Source organism: Labrys methylaminiphilus subsp. lupini (assembly GCF_051161885.1).
GTDB lineage: Bacteria > Pseudomonadota > Alphaproteobacteria > Rhizobiales > Labraceae > Labrys.
This window is the reverse complement of record NZ_JBMDIH010000001.1, coordinates 683,461-701,444: the sequence shown is the minus strand read 5'-3', so window position 1 is coordinate 701,444 and position 17,984 is coordinate 683,461. Positions and strand designations below refer to the sequence as shown.

The following is a 17,984-nucleotide window of genomic DNA, read 5'->3' as shown; positions in this document are numbered from 1 at the left end:
GCTCGACCTCTGTCATGCCCGGGCATGACCCGGGCATCCAGGCTCTCTGTCATAAAGGAGGAGCTGGATTGCCGGGGCTAGCCCGGCAATGACAAAAGTCAGCGTTCTAAGACTGCCGGATCAATAGGATTCCGGCAAATAAGCGGCGATGTTGTCCTTGTTGAACAGCCGGTCGGTATTGACGAGACGCGGCGCCACGGCTTCGCCGGCGGCATATTTGACGATGGCGTCGAAGGCAGCCGGACCGAATTTCGGATTGCATTCGATCAGGACGAGAAGCTTGCCATCCGAAACGGCCTGGGCCGCATCGCGCGTACCGTCGATCGAAGCCAGGATCAGGTCCTTGCCCGGTGTTTTGCCGGCAGCCTCCATCGCGGCGATGGCGCCCATGGTCATCTCGTCATTGTGCGAATAGAGGGCGGTCGCGTCGGGATGGGCCTGATAGAGCGTCTCGAACACCTGGCGCCCCTTGTCGCGGGCGAAGTCACCCGACTGGGAGGCGATGATCTTCATGTCGGGATAGGCCTTGATCGCCTTCTCGAAGCCCGTCTTGCGGTCGTTGGCCGGAGAAGAGCCCACCGTGCCCTGCAGCTCGATGATCTTGGCCTTGCCGTTGACAGCCTTGGCCAGATATTCGCCGGCCATCTCGCCTTCCTTGATGAAGTCGGAGCCGATGAAGGCGACATAGTCCTTGCCACCCTTGGCGAGATTGGCATCGACACCGCGATCGATCAGGAAGAGCGGGATGCCTGCCTTCTTGGCTTCCATCACCGCTGGCACGAGCGGCTTTTCCTCGCGCGGCGACAGCAGGATGACGTCGACCTTCTGGGCGATCATCGAGCGTACGTCGGCGACCTGCTTGGCGGCCGAGCCGGCGGCGTCGGTGTAGACGAGCTGCCAGCCCCGCTTCTGGGCCTCGTCTTTCATGCTGGCGGTCTGTGCCAGACGCCAGGGATTGTTGCTCTCCGTCTGCGCGAAGCCGACCTTGTATTTGTCTTTCTTCTTCAGCTTGGGCAGGTCGGCGTAAGCAGGCACCAGCCCGAGGCCGGTGAACGCAGCACTGCCGGCCGCGATCTGCAGCAAGGAACGACGCGTAATCATGTTTCTCTCCCGTTTGGGCCCTGGTTCCGACGGGCCCGGACCGCCGGCAGCGCAGTTTCGGTGCCATGGTCGGCGGCTAGAATGGTCGGACAATTTCAATCGCGTCAAGTCATCAATTTGAGCAGAACGCGGACAATCACAGCAAGCGTGGCGGAGCGGCGGGCGTCCCGTTCCGGCACGAAATTTTTATCAGGATGGCAACGCGGAATTTACCAAACCGGCCCAGGATCCACCGTGTTGTCAGTAAGCGTTGCGTATGAGTACCCCATGAGTATCTCGCGTACCGGAGCCGCCCAAGCGCTTCGGATGAGCCCAGGGTTGAAGCGTGTAGAATCGCGTTCGTCTGCAATGGCGAGTGCGGTTCTACCGCTCGATACCATCATCGAGGGCGACTGCATTTCCGCGTTGCAGCGGTTGCCAGCCGCGAGCGTCGATCTCGTCTTTGCCGATCCCCCCTATAATCTTCAATTGGGTGGTGATCTTCAGCGGCCCGACAATTCCATGGTCGACGCTGTCGACGACGACTGGGACAAGTTCGCATCCCTGCGCGACTATGACGATTTCACCCGGGCCTGGCTCGCCGCCGTCAAGCGCGTGATGAAGCCCGATGCCACACTGTGGGTGATCGGCTCCTATCACAATATCTTCCGGGTCGGCGCCAGCCTGCAGGATCTCGATTTCTGGATCCTCAACGACATCGTTTGGCGCAAATCGAATCCGATGCCGAATTTCCGCGGCAAGCGCTTCACCAATGCGCATGAGACCCTGATCTGGGCCTCGCGCGACCAGCGCTCGCGCTACACCTTCAATTACGAGGCACTGAAGGCCGGCAACGAGGATGTGCAGATGCGCTCCGACTGGCTGATCCCGCTGTGCACCGGCTCCGAACGGCTCAAGGACGACGAGGGGCGCAAGGCCCATCCGACCCAGAAGCCGGAGGCGCTGCTGGCACGCATCCTGCTCGCCGCCTCCAAGCCCGGCGACGTCGTGCTCGACCCCTTCTTCGGCTCGGGCACCTCCGGCGCCGTCGCCAAGAAACTCGGCCGCCACTTCGTCGGCATCGAGCGCGATCAGGCCTATATCGCCCATGCCCGCGAGCGCATCGCCCACGCCACGCTTGTCGACGATGCCGCCATGCTGGCACCGGCGGAAAAGCGTTCCGAACCCCGCATTCCCTTCGCCAACGTGATCGAACGCCAGCTCCTGCAGCCCGGCGCCATCCTGACCGACGCCAATCGTCGCCATCAGGCCCGCGTGCGGGTCGATGGATCGATCATGCTCGGCGACATCGTCGGCTCGATCCACAAGATCGGCGCCCTCGCCCAAGGCCTGCCCGCCTGCAATGGCTGGACCTATTGGCACTATGACGATGGTGGCAAGCCGGTGCTGATCGACGAGCTACGCGCCATCCTGCGCAAGGAACTGGCAGCGGCGGGGTAAAATTCCTTCTCCCCTTGCGGGAGAAGGCGGCGGCAGCCGGATGAGGGGTCGACGAAACCTCCCCATTGCCGGTGGCTGCCTGCAAGGCGTTTAGGATGGGTCGCGCGACCCCTCATCCGCCCGTTAGGGGCACCCAGTCCACTCCAAGTGGAGTAGACGATACCCACAAGGGGAGAAGGTAATTGCCCCTCACGCACTGATGGCCGGGCGCCGGCCGTTCCAGGGCATGGCCTGTTCGAGCTGTGCGGAAACCGCCAGCACGCTCGCCTCGTCGCCGTAACGCCCGACCAGTTGCACGCCGATCGGAATGTCGTCCGGCGTCGAGCCCAGCGGCAGCGAGATCGCGGGCAGGCCGGAAAGATTGAACGGGAAGGCAAAGACCGCATCCGTCCATTTGGCGTTGTACTGGTCGAGATCGGTCATCGACATGTCGTAATAGCCCATCGGGCGCGGCAGCTGCGTCAGGGTCGGCGTGATGAAGATGTCGTAGGGCCCAAGATCCTCGGCGATGGCACGGCTGAGTTCGCGCAATTTCCAGACATCGCGGGCATGCTCGACGCCGCTGATCGAGCGGCCGCGCTCGATCACCGCCCAGGTCACCGGCTCGACGTCGTCCCGGGTGACGGGACGCCCGATCACGTCGGCCAGTCCGTCGAACATCGCGGCCGTCTCGACCGGAGACATATGGGTATAGGTCTTCCAGGCATCATTGCCGTCGAGGGCCATGTCATGTTCCTCGACGAGATGGCCGAGGCCCTCCAGGGTCTTCACCGTGGCCAGCACCGCAGCCTTCACCTGGGGGTCGATCGGCGTGCCGTTGGCCGGCGTGACGGTGTAGCCGATGCGCAGCCGCGCAGGCGTACGCTTCGACAATTCAAGCCAGCTCTCCGCCGGCCTGGGCGGCGTGTAGGGATCACCCGGCAAGGCTCCGGCAACGGCGTCGAGATAAGCGGCTGTATCGCGCACGCTGCGCGAATGGCAGAGGAAATAGGCGCCGCCGTACCAGAAGTCCCCTGCCGGAGCGAGGGTGACGCGTCCGCGCGAGGGTTTCAGGCCGACGATGCCGCAGCAGGAGGCGGGAACGCGGATGGAGCCCGCACCATCGCTCGCCTCGCCGATCGGCACCATGCGCGAGGCCACGGCCGCCGCCGTGCCGCCGCTCGACCCGCCGGCGGTGATGCCCTCCTTCCAGGGATTGATGGTGGCGCCGTAGAGCTTGGGCTCGGTCGAGATCGACCAGCCATTCTCGGGCGCATTCGACTTGCCGAGCAGCACAAGGCCGGCAGCCCGGATGCGCTGCACCGACACCGAATCGCTCTCGGCCACCAGATCCTTCAGATAACGCGATGAATTGGTGAGCGGTGCCCCCTTCCAGGAACTGGCGAGTTCCTTGGCAAGAAAGGGAACCCCGGCGAACGCGGCCTGGCGATCGACATCGGCTGCGGCGGCGCGGCCCATGTCGTAGAGGCGGTGGATGACTGCATTGAGCTTCGGATTGAGCTGTTCGATCACGGTGATGGCGGTCTCCACCACCTCGAGTGGCGACACCTCGCCTTTCTGCACCAGCCCGGCCAAAGCGAGCGCATCGGATTCGACGTAGGTTTCCAGCAATGTCGTCATGACGAGTATCCCTTGGTGATGAAATGAAAAGCTACGACGCGCGCAAAACGCGCACGTCGGATCGCTGGCGGAGCGACGAACGCCGTCAGCCGATCTCGACCGCCCGCTGTTCCCGGATGCTCTGCTCGGCCGCCAGCACGATGCGCAGGCTGTTCACTGCGGCCGCCATGGATTCGGTGAGATCGAGGTCCTCGCGGATCGCACGCAGGAAATAGGCCTGCTCGCGATCGCACAATTCCTGATGGCCCGGTTCGTCCTCCATGCTGAAGATCTCGTCCGGCTTGGCGAAGTTCTTGTCGGCGTCGACCTTGGCGTAGTGGATCTTGATGGCGTCGGTCTTGGTGTGGCGATCGATGTCGGCGGAATCGGAGAGTTCTTCGCCCTGCTTGCTGCTCTCGGTCTGGCCGGCAACGATGGATACGGCCCCTTCCGGCCCGATGACGTCCTTCACGAAATAGGCGATCTCGCTCATCATCGGCCCCCAGCCCGCCTCGTACCAGCCGACGGAACCATCGTCGAAGGTGACGTGCAGATGGCCGTAATTCTGCTGGGCCGCCTCCTGCCAGAGCTTGGCGCCGATGCCATGCACGCGCAGCGGTTTGGCGCCGGTGAGCTGGCACATCACATCGACATAATGCACGCCGCAATCGACGATCGGGATTAGCGAATCGATCAGGTTCTTGTGCCAGTGCCAGGCCGGGCCGCTGCTCTGCTGGTTGAGATTGAGGCGCATCACCAACGGCTTGCCCAGGGTCCGGCCCATCTCGATGAACTTCACCCAGGAGGGGTGCACGCGCAGGATATAGCCCAGCACCAGCTTGCGATTTTTGGCACGAGCAGCGGCGACCACCTTCTCCGCGTCCTCGATCGTGGTAGCGATCGGCTTTTCCATGAAGACGTGGCAGCCTGCCTCGATCGCCTTCAGCGCATATTCGGCATGGGTGTTCGGCCAGCTGTTGATCGAGACGGCATCAGGCCTGGTTTCCCTGAGTGCGGTATCGAAGTCCTCGAACAGCGGGTAGCCGGCGAGTTCGGCCGGTACGGGCTTCGACTTGATCGAGCGGCTCATGATGCCGACGATCTCGAAACCATCATTGCGATGATAGGCGCTGGCATGGGAGGCTCCCATATTGCCGAGCCCCACCACGAGAATCCTAACCTTGTCGGACATGCGCCCTCCCCCAATACCAATCACATAGTCCGACGCGGACCGGGATCCGCGCCGGATTTCAAATGTTTGCAAAGCACCCCTCAGAGGGCTGATGCGGTTCACTTGAGCGTCTTGGAGCTTGCGCGACCTTTGTCATTGCCGGGCTTGACCCGGCAATCCAGCCCCAGACCGTTTGCGCGTGTGGCTCCTGGATAGCCGGGTCAAGCCCGGCTATGACAAATCGCAGCATTACCTCCTTAAGTGGACCCGCATTCCCCCTACAGGGCTCCGTTAAACAGATTCGCCTTGATCTTCTCGACGTCGACCTTGGCAAAGCCGTCCGAAAGCTTGGCACTGTCCGCGTCGGCCTTGACCTTGGCCTTGTCGAAATCATTGGCCGGCTTGATGAGGTCGTTGGTGACCACGTCCTCCGCCTTAACCGGTGCGGAGATCTGGCCGATCTTGTGGATCTGGTCGAAGAAGGCCTGCCAGCTTGTCATGTCGTGCCAGCCCCAGCCGCCGCGCTTGTCCATGTCACCACGGAAGACGTTGACCTGCTGCAGGATCGAGGTGGTGCCGAGCTCCGGGCCGAGATTGCTGGCGAGCGTCGGGAACTGCTCGAACACCGCCTCAACGGCCGCCCGCGGATTCTGGTAGCCGAACTCCAGGCCCATGGCCCAGCCGCGCAGATACTTCTCCAGGAAGGCCTTGCGATCGGGATCCTCGAGATCGGCGCTGCGCACCACGAAGGTATTGGCCGGGAATTTCGAATGCTGGACCCCGAGCCAGTAGTCGAAGCTGAGGCCCTTGGCGATCCATTCCGCCCTGAGCCCTTCCCAGGACAGGGCGGCGTCGCCCTGCCCGCCGGCCAGCGCCGTGCCCCAGGTCGGCCAGCCGGCCTCGACATATTTCACCTTCTTGACGTCGACGCCCTGGGCAGCGAGCAGCGGATCGGTGATCGCCTGCCAGGCGGCCGAACCGAGCAGGATGGTCTTGCCTTCCAGCGTCTTGAGATCCTTGGTGCCCTCGCCCTTGCGGAAAGCGAAGCTGAAGGTGTCGCGCGCGCCCATATGGAACACGGATTTGAGCTTCATGCCGTTTTGGATGGCGAAGGAGAACACGCCCGGGGACGGGAAACCCATATCGGCCTGGCCGACATCGACGAATTTCACCGTCGCCGTGCCGTCGGAAGGGCCGGGCTGCATGTCGGTGGCGAGATCGCCAAAGTAACCCGCCTTCTTCGCCGCCCAATAGGGATAGTCGTCGAGCACTTCCAGCGTGCCGCGCGGCGAGATCCAGGTGAACTTCTCATAGGCCGCGGCCCGCGCCGGTGTCAGCAGGCCGGAGGCGCCGAGGGCCGTCGCCGTCACCAGGCCGCCGGCCCCCACCTGCAGGAAATAGCGCCGGCTGATGCCAGGCTCTACACTCTTTGGCCTCGTCGATGCGCTCTCGTTCTTCGTCACGGCTTTCCTCCGGTTGGGCCCTGCCTGTTTCCGGCAGTTCGAATGGTGAGTGGTCTTTTCGTTCTATCGCTTTGCTATCGTTGGCTTTCCCGCTCAGGCTTCCCAGCTTGCCCACTTCTTGCCGATCAGGAAGAACAGCACATAGATCAGGATGCCGAGGATGGAGAGCACCAGCACCACCGCGAAGAATTGCGGCATCTGGATCATGGAGGAATATGTCGTCAGCCGGTTGCCGAGCCCGAAGCCGCCGCCGACCATTTCGGCTCCCACAGCCGTCAACAGGCCGAAAATGGCACCGATCATCAGGCCGACCAGGATCATCGGCAAAGCCATCGGTGCCCGGATCTTCCAGAAGATCTGCAGCGTCGAGGCGCCATAGGACCGAGCGAGCGCGATCTTGGCATTGTCCACCCGCCGGAAGCCGGTTGCGGCGTTGATCATCACCATCGGGCCGGCGGCCAGCGCCACCGCGATGATCCTCGGCGTATAGCCGAAGCCGAAGCGCAGGATGAGCAACGGTACCAAAGCCAGCATCGGCGTGGTGACCAGCAGGAGAATATAGGGCGCGATGATCTTCTCGGCGAAGGGGAACTGGGTGATCACCGCAGCCAGGATCAGGCCGATGCAGGCACCGATGGCAAAGCCACCGCCCAGTTCCACCAGCGTGTAGCCGAGATGCGGCAGGATCAGCGGGAATTCGGTGAACAGCGCCGTGACGATCGCGCTCGGCGGCGGCATGATGTAGAGCGGCACCTTGAACAGCCTGAGCGCGAGCTCGGCGCCGCCGATCAGGATCACGGCGACCGCGACGATCGCGGCGATCTCGAAGCCGGACTTGATGCCGGGCCCGGAGGAAAAGGCCGACAGATTGGTGAGGCTGACATCCCGGCCGTCGCCGGAGCTGGCTTTGGAAAATTGGGGAACGGCGTCACTCACGGCAATGTCCTCAGCTTGCGGCCATGGCGCTGCGCAGCGGCACCTGCGTCTGGCTGGCGCGGCCGCCCACGATGTCCAGCTTGATGGCGTTCTGAAGGTCGAAGACTTCCTTGGTGGCCATGATTTCCAGGGAGCGCGGGCGCGCAAACGGTACCTGATATTCCCTCGCCACCCGGCCGGGCCTGGCGCTCATCACGATCACCCGGTCCGACAGGAAGATGGCCTCCTCGATGCTGTGGGTGATGAAGACGATGGTGGTCGGCCTATCGAGCCAGATCTCTTCCACCAACCCGTTCATCTCCTCGCGGGTGAAGCTGTCGAGAGCACCGAAGGGCTCGTCCATCAGCAAAACCGAGGGCTTGAGCGATAAAGCGCGCACGATGGACGCCCGCTGCTGCATGCCGCCGGAGAGCTCGCGCGGGAACTTGCCGCCGAAGCCGGCAAGGCCGACACGCTGCAGGAGATGCTCGATCCAGGTCCGGTCGGGCCGAGTGCCCTTGATCTCGAAGGGAAAGGCGATGTTGGCATCGAGATTGCGCCAGGGCAGCAGGTTCGCTTCCTGGAAGACGAGGCCGATATCGGGATGCGGGCCGGTGATGGCCTTGCCGTCCAGCCTGATTTCGCCGCTCGACAGGCGGTGAAGCCCCGACATCGACCATAGCAAAGTGGTCTTGCCGCAGCCCGAGGGCCCGACGATGGAGATGATCTGATTGGCCTGAATGTCGATGTTGCAGCGGTCCAGCGCAACGAGATCGCCCGAAGCCGTGTGATAGACCTTGCTTGCCTCCCGCACGGCAAGCTTCGGGTGTGATGCCAGCCCCGTTTTCATTCCATCCCTCGGAGAATGCGCCGTGGCCCTCAAGGGCCATCTCATCGCAGGCGGCACTGTGTAACTATCCTACTTTAGTGTCAAGCATATGGTAGGACCATTGCAAGACCAGTGAGCCGATATGCCTTCTATCTATCGGAATTATCTTGTGTTATTGCAACATGAAGGTTGTGTTACTTTCCTACATGGGCCGCTTGCCTGCCGTCGCCGGCGGGCTTTGAAGCTTAGGGAGAAACGCCTCATGAGCCAGGGCAGGATGCGGACCTCCCCGCGCAGCAAGGCAAGCGAGCCGGGCGGCGGCATTGCCGAGCGCGTGACCCATATCCCCGATATCATTTCCCTGGTGAAGGACGGCTATCGCGACCTGCGTCCGGCGGAGCGGCGCGTGGCCGACGTGGTGCTTGACGATGTCGAGGCCGCCATTGCCGCCTCCAATGGTGAATTGGCCAGGCGCGCCGGGGTCAGCGAGCCCACCGTTACCCGATTCTGCCGCGCCATCGGTTGCGAAGGCGTCAGGGATTTCAAGCTGCGCCTAGCCCAGAGCCTGGTGGTCGGCGCGCTTTATCTCGGCAAGCCGGGCACCGATGCCGGCCACCAGGCCCCTGAGCTGCCCTACTGGAGTGCCGTGTTCGGCGAGGCCCATCGCGCCATCCAGGAGACCGAGCGCCAGCTCGATCCTGCCGAACTGCAGAAGGCGGCAGATCTCATCGCCGGCGCTCGCCAGATCGCCGTCTTCGGCCTCGGCGGCAGCGCCTCCGCCTTGGCCCAGGAGACCCAATATCGTCTGTTCCGCTATGGCGTCGCGGTATCAGCCCATTGCGACCCCTATGTCATGCGCATGACGGCCTCGACCCTGAAGCCGAGGGACGTGGTGATCGCGATCTCTGCAACCGGACGCACGCGCGAGGTCGTCGAAGCAGTCGAGATCGCCCGCCAGTACCGGGCCGCTGCCATCTGCGTCACCGCACCCGACACCGATCTCGCCCGCGCCTGCGACGTAAGGCTGACCGTGGCCGTGCCCGAATTCCCCGACACCCTCAAGCCCACGGCCCTGCGCTTTGCCTTCTTGACCCTGATCGACCTGATGGCCACCGCCACCGGCTATAAGCTCGGCGGTTCGGCCCGCGAGACACTGCGCCGCATCAAATACAATGTGCAGATCCGCCGCGCCGGCAAGGAGATGGAGCCCTTGGGGGATTAGCGGCTGTGCGGATAGCACTCTGTCACCCCCGCATATCCTCACTGCGCTCGCTTGTGAGTGGAAGCGATGAGGAAAAGCTTCGGAAGCCGACGGCGGTTCATAGGGTCTCGCGCCCCTTGCCGCGGCGCGACCCATCAGAGGTGTTTTAGCCGTTGGATGCCCGGCGAGCCGTCCTGCCAATCGCATCGACAACCATCTGATACAATGCGGGCGGCAGATCATGCCCCATGCCGTCGACCAGCATGAAGTCCGCGTTCGGGATCGACGTGGCAGTGTCCCTGCCACAAGCGGGGAGGATGAGCGGATCATCAACCCCATGCACTACGAGGCTAGGCACGGTGATGGTTGCCAAGCGCGAACGACGATCGCCGGTCACGGCCATCGCGGCGATCTGTCGCCCGGTACCGCCGGGATCATAGACGCGTTGGACCTCTTCCAGAACGAGAGCGCGATGGGCTTTTTCATCAAACGGATAGCCCGTGCCGGCGATGCGGCGTCTGAAGGCGAGGCTGTGCGACAGAAATCCCGCATGATTCGTGACAGGATCGGGTGTCGGGCGCATCATCATCGCCATGACGTCCGGGGCTGCCTGCGGAAGGCTCGGATTGCCGGTGCTCGACATGATCGAGGTGAGCGACAGCACTCGCTCGGGATGCTCGCTCGCCATGATCTGCGCAATCATCCCGCCCATCGACCGGCCGACGACATGCGCCCGGTCGATGGAGAGGGCATCGAGCAGGCCCGTTGCGTCCGCCGCCATGTCGTAAAGAGTATAGGGAACGTCCGGCCGCCGCCCCGCCGCGAGCATAGCCGCCAGCGCGCCAAAATCCGGCGGGACGCATTGACTGAAATGCGTCGAGTAGCCGGCGTCCCGGTTGTCGAAACGGATCACACGATAGCCCCGTGTCGCCAGCTCCTCGCAAAACGGAACCGTCCAGTGGATCATCTGCGTCCCGAGGCCGGCGATCAAAAGCATCGCTTCGCCGGCATCGTCGCCGAAGCTGTCATAGGCCAGGTCGATGGCGTTGGCTTTCACACTGTTCATAGGCCGTATTCCGTCCGGAGCTTCCTAGCTGCAACCAATGACCATCGAAGGCCGCGCTAGGTTCGAAGAGGGAGGGGTCGAGCGCGCGATCGGCACGACGAACTCCCACATCCAGTTATTACCCGGATAAAACATATGCGTCAATATTACCCGTATAATATTGACGCGAGTGTCTGCGCGAAGATACCCTGACGTCTCCAGCAGCTTCCTGCCACTACATCAGCGGCTGCATCTCGCCGATCATGGTCGGCACCAGTTCCGAGACGGTCGGATGGATGTGCACGGCGCGCTGGATAGTGGCATAGGGCGCCTTGGCATACATTGCGTCGAGCAGGCCATGGACGACCTCGTCGCCGCCGACACCGAGGATGGCCGCGCCGAGAATGGCATGGCTTTCGGCATCGACGATCACCTTCATGAAGCCCTGCGTCTCGCCCTTCTCGACCGCCCGGCCGACCCGTGTCATCGGCCGCTTGCCGATCAGGGCCTTGCGCCCGGAGCGGCGCACCTCCTCCTCCGTCATGCCGATGCGTCCGAGCGGCGGATCGATATAGAGGGCATAGGCGGTGATCCGATCGCTCACCCGGCGCGGATCGGCATCGAACAGATTGGCGGCGGCGATCTCGTAGTCGTTGTAGGAGGTATGGGTGAAGGCGCCTTTGCCGTTGCAATCGCCGAGAGCCCAGATCCCCTCGACATTGGTGCGAAGCTCATCGTCGACGGTGATATAACCGTGCGCATCGGTGTGTACGCCCGCCTTGTCCAAGCCGAGATCGTCGGTGTTGGGCACCCGGCCGACGGCAACCAGCACATGCGAGCCTGATATCCGGGCGGGGCTTTGCCCCTCCCCCGCCACGGTGACGGCAAAGCCGCCACCCTCACGGGCAAAGGACAAGTTCGTCGCCTCCAGGCGAATATCGATGCCTTCCTTGGTCAGGATGTCGCGGATGGCGTCGGAAATATCGGGGTCTTCCCGCGAGGTCAGCCTTGGCCCGCGCTCGATCACCGTGACCTGCGAGCCGAAACGGCGATACATCTGCGCAAATTCCAGCGCGATATAGCTGCCGCCGATCACGATGAGATGCTCCGGCAGCGTAGCGAGCTCCACGATCGAGGTGTTGGTGAGATAGTCGATGCCATCAAGCCCCGGCATGTCGGGCACCAAAGCGCGCCCGCCGACATTGAGGAAGATCTTCGGCGCGCTCAGCCGCTCGCCATCGACCTCGATCTCATGGGAGCCGGTGAAGCGGGCATGGCCCCGGATCAGCCTGCAGCCCGGCATGCCGCCGAGCCAGTCCTCCAGCCCGATGCGCGCATTCATGGTAACCGCCTGCTTGCGGGTCCAGACCTTCTTCATGTCGACGTCGACATGACCATTCAGCACCACGCCATAATCGTCGGCACGGCGCGCGAGATGGGCGGCATAGGCGCTAGCCACCAGGGTCTTGGTCGGCATGCAGCCGGTGTTGACGCAGGTTCCGCCGACATGCTTGCGCTCGATGATGGCAACCCGCTGCCCCGCCGCACTGAACCGGCCAGCCAGGGACGGCCCGGCCTGGCCCGCGCCGATGATGATGGCGTCGAACTGTGTGCTCATAGCAATGCCCTGACGACCAGGAGCGCCCCGAGGACCGCAACCACGTCCTCGATCAAGGCGGCCGGCAGGTCCCGCCCGAAGGCGAGCGCCAGGCGGCGGCGGAACTCATGGCCGCCCAGCGTGCCGACGACAGCACCGGCTAGGCCGGCGACGAGGCCGGTCAGCCAGGATCCGGAGGCGAGGCCGATCGCCGCTCCGCTGAAGGCACCGCTGATGAGGCGGGCGCCGAACTGCATCGGCACCTTGCGGCTGGGCGTCGAGGGCAGCTGGTCGCCGACGAATTCCAACAGGGCCAGCACGGTGAAGACATAGGGCGTGACGGGATGGCCAAGAAAGGCCAGCGACGTGCCATCCAACGGCAGCCACCCCAGATAGGCGGCCCAACTCACGGCTGCAGGAGCGGTGAAGGTGCGCAGTCCCGCGACCACGCCGATCAGAAAAGCGCCAAACAACGACATGCAGCCCCCTTATGCCGATGAGCCCTCATGCTGGTGGTAGGATGGTATAAAGGCAATAGGGTTTTGGAGCGCCGACGTCGCGGCACCACACTGCACTGGCAGCCGACGCCGTTTACTCAAGCATCTTCGAGCTGGCGCTACCTTTGTCACAGCCGCTACAGCTCCTCGAGCGCGTCACCGTAGGTTTCTATGTCGCGCAGGCGCCTGCGCCCGGCAGCGCCGGCCTTCTCGATGGCGCGGGTGGTGAGCAGATGGCACAGCGCCATCACCGACGTGTGGTTGAACAAAGGGCCGGGCGCCAAGGTCTGGCAGTAGAAATGCCACTGCGCAGAGGAACGCAGAGGCGCGCCCTCGTCGGTGATATAGAGCAGCTTGGCGCCCCGCTTTTCAATGGCCGCCAGGATGTCGTCCAGCCTGGCAATGCGGCGGCGTAAGGCGAAAACCACCACCATGTCCTCCGTGGCGATGCTCGCCAGATATTCGCCGAGCGTCTGGCCCGGGCCGGGAATGGCGACGATATTGTCGATGACCTGCAGCATCTGCCATTGCAGATAGGCGGCAAAGGGCTGGCTGGAGCGAAAGCCCACGACCCAGGTCCTGCGTGCGCCCAGCATGGCCTCCACCACCGCATCGATCTGGGCTTCGCGGATCGACAGAAAGGTCTGTTCCAGATTGGCGATGGCCTGGCCGACATGGCTGGAAAGCGTCTGGCCGGCGGCAGCGTCAGCCGCATTGGAAAGAAACAGCCGTGACCCGGTCTGCCTCTCCTGGCGCACGTGGCGGCGCGATTCCTCATAGCTCTCGTAGCCCAGGCGACGCACGAACCGCGTCACGGTGGCATTGGAGACATGAGCCAAGGCCGCCAGCTCCGATGCCGAATAGCTCGCCAGTTCGCCGGGAAAATCACACACGAATTCCCCGAGCCGGCGTTCGGCCGGCGGAAGCTCGTCGAGGACGTCCCGCACGCGGGTCAGGAATGATCTTTCGGAAGACTGCATGGCCGAGGCTGCTGAAATCCATTTTTCAGGACATTCCGAGCACTAGGAGATTTTGACCGTTTGCACAATCATATCACCTCAAATCCTCACAAATTGTGCCTTGAGCAAGAGACCAAAAATACCAATTGCAAAAATATTTTCTTTGAGTTTAATTGTGAAAAAATAATTTCAAAAACATCATCCAGAGGATTTAATCGCCATGGCAGGGGAACAGATGATCCCATCCGGCTCATCGTCGCCGGTTCAAAAGCAGATGGAACAGGCACTGGGGACGATCGGCGTCACCACGGCGCACAAGCAAATTCTCGCGCTCATTCTGATCGGATGTCTGTTCGACGCCTTCGAGCAGAACACCATCGGGCTGGTCGCGCCGATGCTGAAGACGCAATGGGGCCTCACCGGCGCCGACATCGGTTTCCTGAACACCATCACCTTTGCAAGTGCGGCCGCGGGCCGCCTCCTCTCCGGCATCCTCGGTGATCGTTATGGCCGCCGCGTCATGCTGACCATCAATCTGCTGCTGTTCACGCTTGGGTCCGCGCTCTGTGCGCTTGCACCGAGTTTCACGGTGCTTTGCATGGCGCGCGCCATCGTCGGCTTTGGCGTCGGCGGTGAAATCTCCACGGCCGTCACCATGCTCGCCGAGTTCTGCTCGCCGAAATTCCGCGGCACGGCGGCAGGCCTGGTCAATGTCGGCGCCGGCGGCTTGGGGAATTTCCTCGCTCCGGCATTCGGGCTCGTGATCTTCACCCTGTTCGCAGGCGAAGATGCCTGGCGCTGGCTCTTCGGGATGCTGGCGATCCCGGCCTTCCTCGTCGTGTTCTTCCGCCGCTACGTTCCGGAAACACCGCGTTTTCTCGCCTCTCAGGGCAAGATCGACGAAGCCAACAAGGTGCTTTCCATTCTTGCCTCCGGTTCGCTGCGGCCGAAGGAATTGCGGATCAAGGAATATCTGTCGAAACCCGAAGACGGCAGCGACCAGCCTGCGAAAAGCAGCTGGAGAGAGCTGTTCCGGGCGCCCTATCTCGGACGCACCATTCCGGTGGCGATCGCGATCCTGATGAGCTACGGGGCGCAGCTTTCCGTGCTCACCCTCATGCCGATGATCTTCATGTCGATGGGCCACACGCTCTCCGGCAGCCTGCTCTTCAGCATGATCATCCAGAGCGGCAGCGTGCTGGGGGCGATCACCGCCTCGATGTTCGGCTATTATTTCCCGCGCAAGAGGGTCCTGAGCATCGGTTCGGTCTGCGCCTGCGCGGCGGCCCTGGCCATCGTCTATCTGGGGACCAGTCTCTATCTGGTGCTGTTCTTCGGCGCACTCTTCCAGTTCTTCGTGCTGCTGCTCAACACCTCGATCTGGATCTATGCGCCCGAACTCTATCCGACCCGCATTCGCGGCTTCGGCGTGGCGTTGATCCTGGCAAGCGGCTCGGCCGCAGGCTCGATCGTGCCGACCGTGGCTGGCTACCTGTTCGACCATCTGGGCATGCTCGGCGTTTTCGGTCTCGCCGCCTCGATGTATGCGGTCTTCGCCTTCTGCATTCAGCTCGGGCCCGAAACCTATGGCCGTTCCATGGAAGACCTGACCCAGCCGGCCGAACCCGAAACCCCGACCGTCAATTTTACCAAAACCGCCAGAGAACAGGCCTGACAATGCAAGCATCGTCCCCCCATGTCCTATTGATCAATCCCAACAGTTCGGAAGCGACCACGGGGATGATGCTGGCCATTGCCCGTCGCAAGGCCGATGGGCGGCTTCGGCTGGAAGCCGCCACGGCAACCCGCAGCCCCTCGATGATCGTCAACGAGACCCAGCTTGCCGCTTCGGCAAACCAGGTCATCGAGATCGGCCGCGCGCAGGACACGGGCTGCATCGGCATCATCGTCAGTGCCTATGGCGATCCGGGTGTCGTCCATCTGCAGGAAAGCCTACAAGTGCCGGTCATGGGCATTTGCGAGGCATCCATGATCGACGCCTCGCAGAGCGGACGGAAATTCGGCGTCGCCACCGTCACGCCGGATCTCGCCGAAGCAATCGCCGCGCGTGCGGCAAGCCTGGGGCTTCAGCACCTCTATACCGGCATACGCTGCACGCCGGGTGACCCGGTCAAGCTGGCCGATGATGCAGAACGCCTGCGCAGCGAGCTGGCAGCCGCGGTGCGGCTGTGCATCGAAGACGGAGCCAAAGCGGTCATCATCGGCGGTGGGCCGCTGGGCGAAGCGGCGGAATATTTGCGCACCCAGTTCGACATCCCCATCATCGCGCCCATCGGATCGGCGGTGGATCTGATGATCGCCGCGATCGAGAATGGCGGCAGGCCTCGGAACTGACCGGCAACAAGACGGCGTGCCGATCTTCTCGGGCTACAGCCGCTAGTTCCCCCGCGCCAGTGCCACGATCTTGCGCATCACCGTCGGCAGGGCCTCGCCGTCGAGGTCATCAAGGCGAACCCAGCGGCAATCGGCCGGCGCCTTGGTGCTCAGCAGGGCATCGGCGGCATAGACGCTGACGGCAAGCTCGAAATGGGTGAAACCATGGCTCACTTCGCCCGTCAGCCTGCGCCATTTTGCCTTAAGCGGCGCGTGGTTGATCGCCGTGGCCGAATCGAAGTCTTCGCTCCACACGCTGGAGGGAATTTCCGTCATGCCGCCGAGCAGTCCCCTGTCGGGGCGCTTGCGCACCAGCACCCAGCCATCCGGCCTGACGATCCAGAAGGCTGCCCCCTTGCGCAGGGGGCGCTTGGCCTTGGGGGCCTTGCGCGGGAAGCTTTCCTGCGTCCCTTCCCGGCGTGCCCGGCAGAAGGGCAAATAGGGGCAGAGGCCGCAAGCCGGACGTTTCGGGGTGCAGATCGTCGCCCCCAGATCCATCATGGCCTGCGCAAAATCGCCGGGCCTGTCGGCCGGCGTCATGCCGTCGACGATTTCGGCAATCCCAGGCTTGGCCTGCGGCAGCGGCGTCTCCAGCGCTTCGAGCCGGGTGACCACCCGCTCGACATTGCCGTCGACCACGGCCGCACGTCGGCCGAAGGCGATAGCGGCAACGGCCGCCGCCGTATAGGCCCCGATTCCCGGCAATTGCCTGAGGCCTTCGACCGTGTCGGGAAAGTGCCCGCCCAGCTTCCCGCTAACGAAACGGGCGCAGGCATGGAGATTGCGGGCGCGCGAATAATAGCCGAGCCCGGCCCAGGCCTTGAGGATATCCTCCTCGTCGCTTTCAGCCATGGCGTCGACCGTGGGCCAGCGTGCCAGAAAAGCCTGGAAATAAGGGCCGACGGTCTTCACCGTTGTCTGCTGCAGCATGATCTCGGAAAGCCAGACGCGATAAGGATCGGCCTTCTCGCCGGGAAGCGCACGCCAGGGCAGCCGCCTTCGATGCCTGTCATACCAGACGAGCAGGGCTTCTGCGTGCAGGGCTTGGGCATGCGAGCCTTCTGCGGACTTGACCTCGGGAGCGACACCATTAAGCATGGCTCCTCATTCCACAGATCGACCATGATCAACAAGCCCAAGTCTCAACCCAAAGCGCCTCAACCCAGAGCGTCTCCACAGCAGGCCCCCTTCAAGCGAAGGTCGGCCCGCCCCTTCGCGGATCTCGTCGGACCGGCCCTGGCCGACGCCCTCAAGGCGCGTGGCTTCGCCACGGCCGACATCATCGGCCATTGGCCGGATATTGTCGGCGCCCGGCTCTCGGCCCATTCGCTGCCCGTGAAGATCCAATGGCCGCCCCGCCCCAAAGGCGAAGCGTCCGATACCGCTCCTGCCGCCGCGACCCTGATCCTGCGGGTCGAGAGCGCCTTCGCGCTCGAGGTCGAGATGTCGGCCAGCCAGATCATCGAACGCATCAATGCCGTTTTCGGCTGGCGCTGTATCGGCAAGCTGCGCCTCAAGCAGGGGCCGGTGGACCATCCGGCGCCGCGGGAGAGGCCAAAAATTCCCGATTTGCCTCCCGAAGCCTCCCGTCAATTGGCTGACGATCTCAGCGGCATCGAGAACCCCGGCTTGCGCGAGGCCCTGGAACGGCTGGGGCGGCAGGTTCGCGGCACGCCTCGCCGTGCCAAACCGGTCACAGCTACGTGAAGGTGGCCGGTCTGCCTGTTGCCATAATTGCAAGGCTCAAGTACCGCACAGATAGAGTGCGCGAAC

At 63.3% G+C, this 17,984-nt stretch carries 16 protein-coding genes; 5 read left to right on the top strand and 11 right to left on the bottom strand.

What is annotated here, in order from left to right:
- Window positions 1-120: 120 nt before the first annotated feature.
- Window positions 121-1,101 (bottom strand): ABC transporter substrate-binding protein, encoded by a 981-nt coding sequence (locus ACN6KF_RS03170; RefSeq protein ID WP_434955435.1) that lies wholly within the window; start codon window positions 1,099-1,101, stop codon window positions 121-123.
- Window positions 1,102-1,368: 267 nt separating this feature from the next.
- On the opposite strand from ACN6KF_RS03170, the gene ACN6KF_RS03165 reads away from it, so the two are divergent.
- On the top strand, window positions 1,369-2,541 hold the full coding sequence (locus tag ACN6KF_RS03165; RefSeq protein ID WP_434955434.1) for a site-specific DNA-methyltransferase: 1,173 nt from the start codon (window positions 1,369-1,371) through the stop codon (window positions 2,539-2,541).
- Between the two features lie 189 nt (window positions 2,542-2,730).
- On the opposite strand, the gene ACN6KF_RS03160 is transcribed toward ACN6KF_RS03165, so the two are convergent.
- The 5 genes from ACN6KF_RS03160 to ACN6KF_RS03140 form a co-directional block, all read right to left on the bottom strand.
- Complete coding sequence (locus tag ACN6KF_RS03160) at window positions 2,731-4,161, bottom strand: amidase (RefSeq protein WP_434955433.1); 1,431 nt, start codon at window positions 4,159-4,161, stop codon at window positions 2,731-2,733.
- A gap of 85 nt (window positions 4,162-4,246) precedes the next feature.
- Window positions 4,247-5,332, bottom strand: coding sequence for a Gfo/Idh/MocA family protein (locus ACN6KF_RS03155; protein WP_434955432.1), 1,086 nt, complete (start codon window positions 5,330-5,332; stop codon window positions 4,247-4,249).
- A 257-nt stretch (window positions 5,333-5,589) separates the two neighbouring features.
- Window positions 5,590-6,774, bottom strand: a complete 1,185-nt coding sequence (locus tag ACN6KF_RS03150; RefSeq protein WP_434955431.1) for an ABC transporter substrate-binding protein — start codon at window positions 6,772-6,774, stop codon at window positions 5,590-5,592.
- Between the two features lie 93 nt (window positions 6,775-6,867).
- Window positions 6,868-7,710 carry an ABC transporter permease gene (locus ACN6KF_RS03145; RefSeq protein WP_434955430.1) on the bottom strand — a complete coding sequence of 281 codons (843 nt, stop codon included), beginning with the start codon at window positions 7,708-7,710 and terminating at the stop codon, window positions 6,868-6,870.
- A 10-nt stretch (window positions 7,711-7,720) separates the two neighbouring features.
- Window positions 7,721-8,539, bottom strand: a complete 819-nt coding sequence (locus ACN6KF_RS03140; protein ID WP_434955429.1) for an ABC transporter ATP-binding protein — start codon at window positions 8,537-8,539, stop codon at window positions 7,721-7,723.
- 241 nt (window positions 8,540-8,780) lie between these two features.
- Between ACN6KF_RS03140 and ACN6KF_RS03135 the strand changes: the two genes are divergently transcribed.
- Window positions 8,781-9,740, top strand: coding sequence for a MurR/RpiR family transcriptional regulator (locus ACN6KF_RS03135; protein ID WP_434955428.1), 960 nt, complete (start codon window positions 8,781-8,783; stop codon window positions 9,738-9,740).
- A 145-nt stretch (window positions 9,741-9,885) separates the two neighbouring features.
- Here the strand turns inward: ACN6KF_RS03135 and ACN6KF_RS03130 are convergent, their stop codons facing one another.
- The 4 genes from ACN6KF_RS03130 to ACN6KF_RS03115 all read right to left on the bottom strand — a co-directional run bounded on the left by ACN6KF_RS03130 (window position 9,886) and on the right by ACN6KF_RS03115 (window position 13,838).
- Window positions 9,886-10,785: an alpha/beta fold hydrolase gene (locus ACN6KF_RS03130; protein ID WP_434955427.1), complete on the bottom strand. Its 900-nt coding sequence runs from the start codon at window positions 10,783-10,785 to the stop codon at window positions 9,886-9,888.
- Window positions 10,786-10,999: 214 nt separating this feature from the next.
- On the bottom strand, window positions 11,000-12,382 hold the full coding sequence (locus ACN6KF_RS03125; RefSeq protein WP_434955426.1) for an FAD-containing oxidoreductase: 1,383 nt from the start codon (window positions 12,380-12,382) through the stop codon (window positions 11,000-11,002).
- The gene (locus ACN6KF_RS03120) at window positions 12,379-12,840 is read right to left on the bottom strand and encodes a DUF4126 family protein (RefSeq protein WP_434955425.1); all 462 of its coding nucleotides are present in this window, start codon (window positions 12,838-12,840) and stop codon (window positions 12,379-12,381) included. The genes ACN6KF_RS03125 and ACN6KF_RS03120 overlap by 4 nt, the downstream gene beginning before the upstream one ends.
- A gap of 155 nt (window positions 12,841-12,995) precedes the next feature.
- Entirely contained in the window at window positions 12,996-13,838 is an 843-nt protein-coding gene (locus ACN6KF_RS03115) for a MurR/RpiR family transcriptional regulator (protein ID WP_434955424.1), read from the bottom strand.
- Between the two features lie 199 nt (window positions 13,839-14,037).
- Here ACN6KF_RS03115 and ACN6KF_RS03110 point away from each other — a divergent pair, with 199 nt between their 5' ends.
- Window positions 14,038-15,492 carry an MFS transporter gene (locus tag ACN6KF_RS03110; RefSeq protein WP_434955423.1) on the top strand — a complete coding sequence of 485 codons (1,455 nt, stop codon included), beginning with the start codon at window positions 14,038-14,040 and terminating at the stop codon, window positions 15,490-15,492.
- Window positions 15,493-15,494: 2 nt separating this feature from the next.
- Window positions 15,495-16,172 (top strand): aspartate/glutamate racemase family protein, encoded by a 678-nt coding sequence (locus tag ACN6KF_RS03105; protein ID WP_434955422.1) that lies wholly within the window; start codon window positions 15,495-15,497, stop codon window positions 16,170-16,172.
- Between the two features lie 42 nt (window positions 16,173-16,214).
- Here the strand turns inward: ACN6KF_RS03105 and mutY are convergent, their stop codons facing one another.
- Window positions 16,215-17,309, bottom strand: coding sequence for an A/G-specific adenine glycosylase (gene mutY / locus ACN6KF_RS03100; RefSeq protein ID WP_434955421.1), 1,095 nt, complete (start codon window positions 17,307-17,309; stop codon window positions 16,215-16,217).
- Window positions 17,310-17,333: 24 nt separating this feature from the next.
- Here mutY and ACN6KF_RS03095 point away from each other — a divergent pair, with 24 nt between their 5' ends.
- Window positions 17,334-17,918: a DUF721 domain-containing protein gene (locus ACN6KF_RS03095; RefSeq protein ID WP_434955420.1), complete on the top strand. Its 585-nt coding sequence runs from the start codon at window positions 17,334-17,336 to the stop codon at window positions 17,916-17,918.
- Window positions 17,919-17,984: the final 66 nt, after the last annotated feature.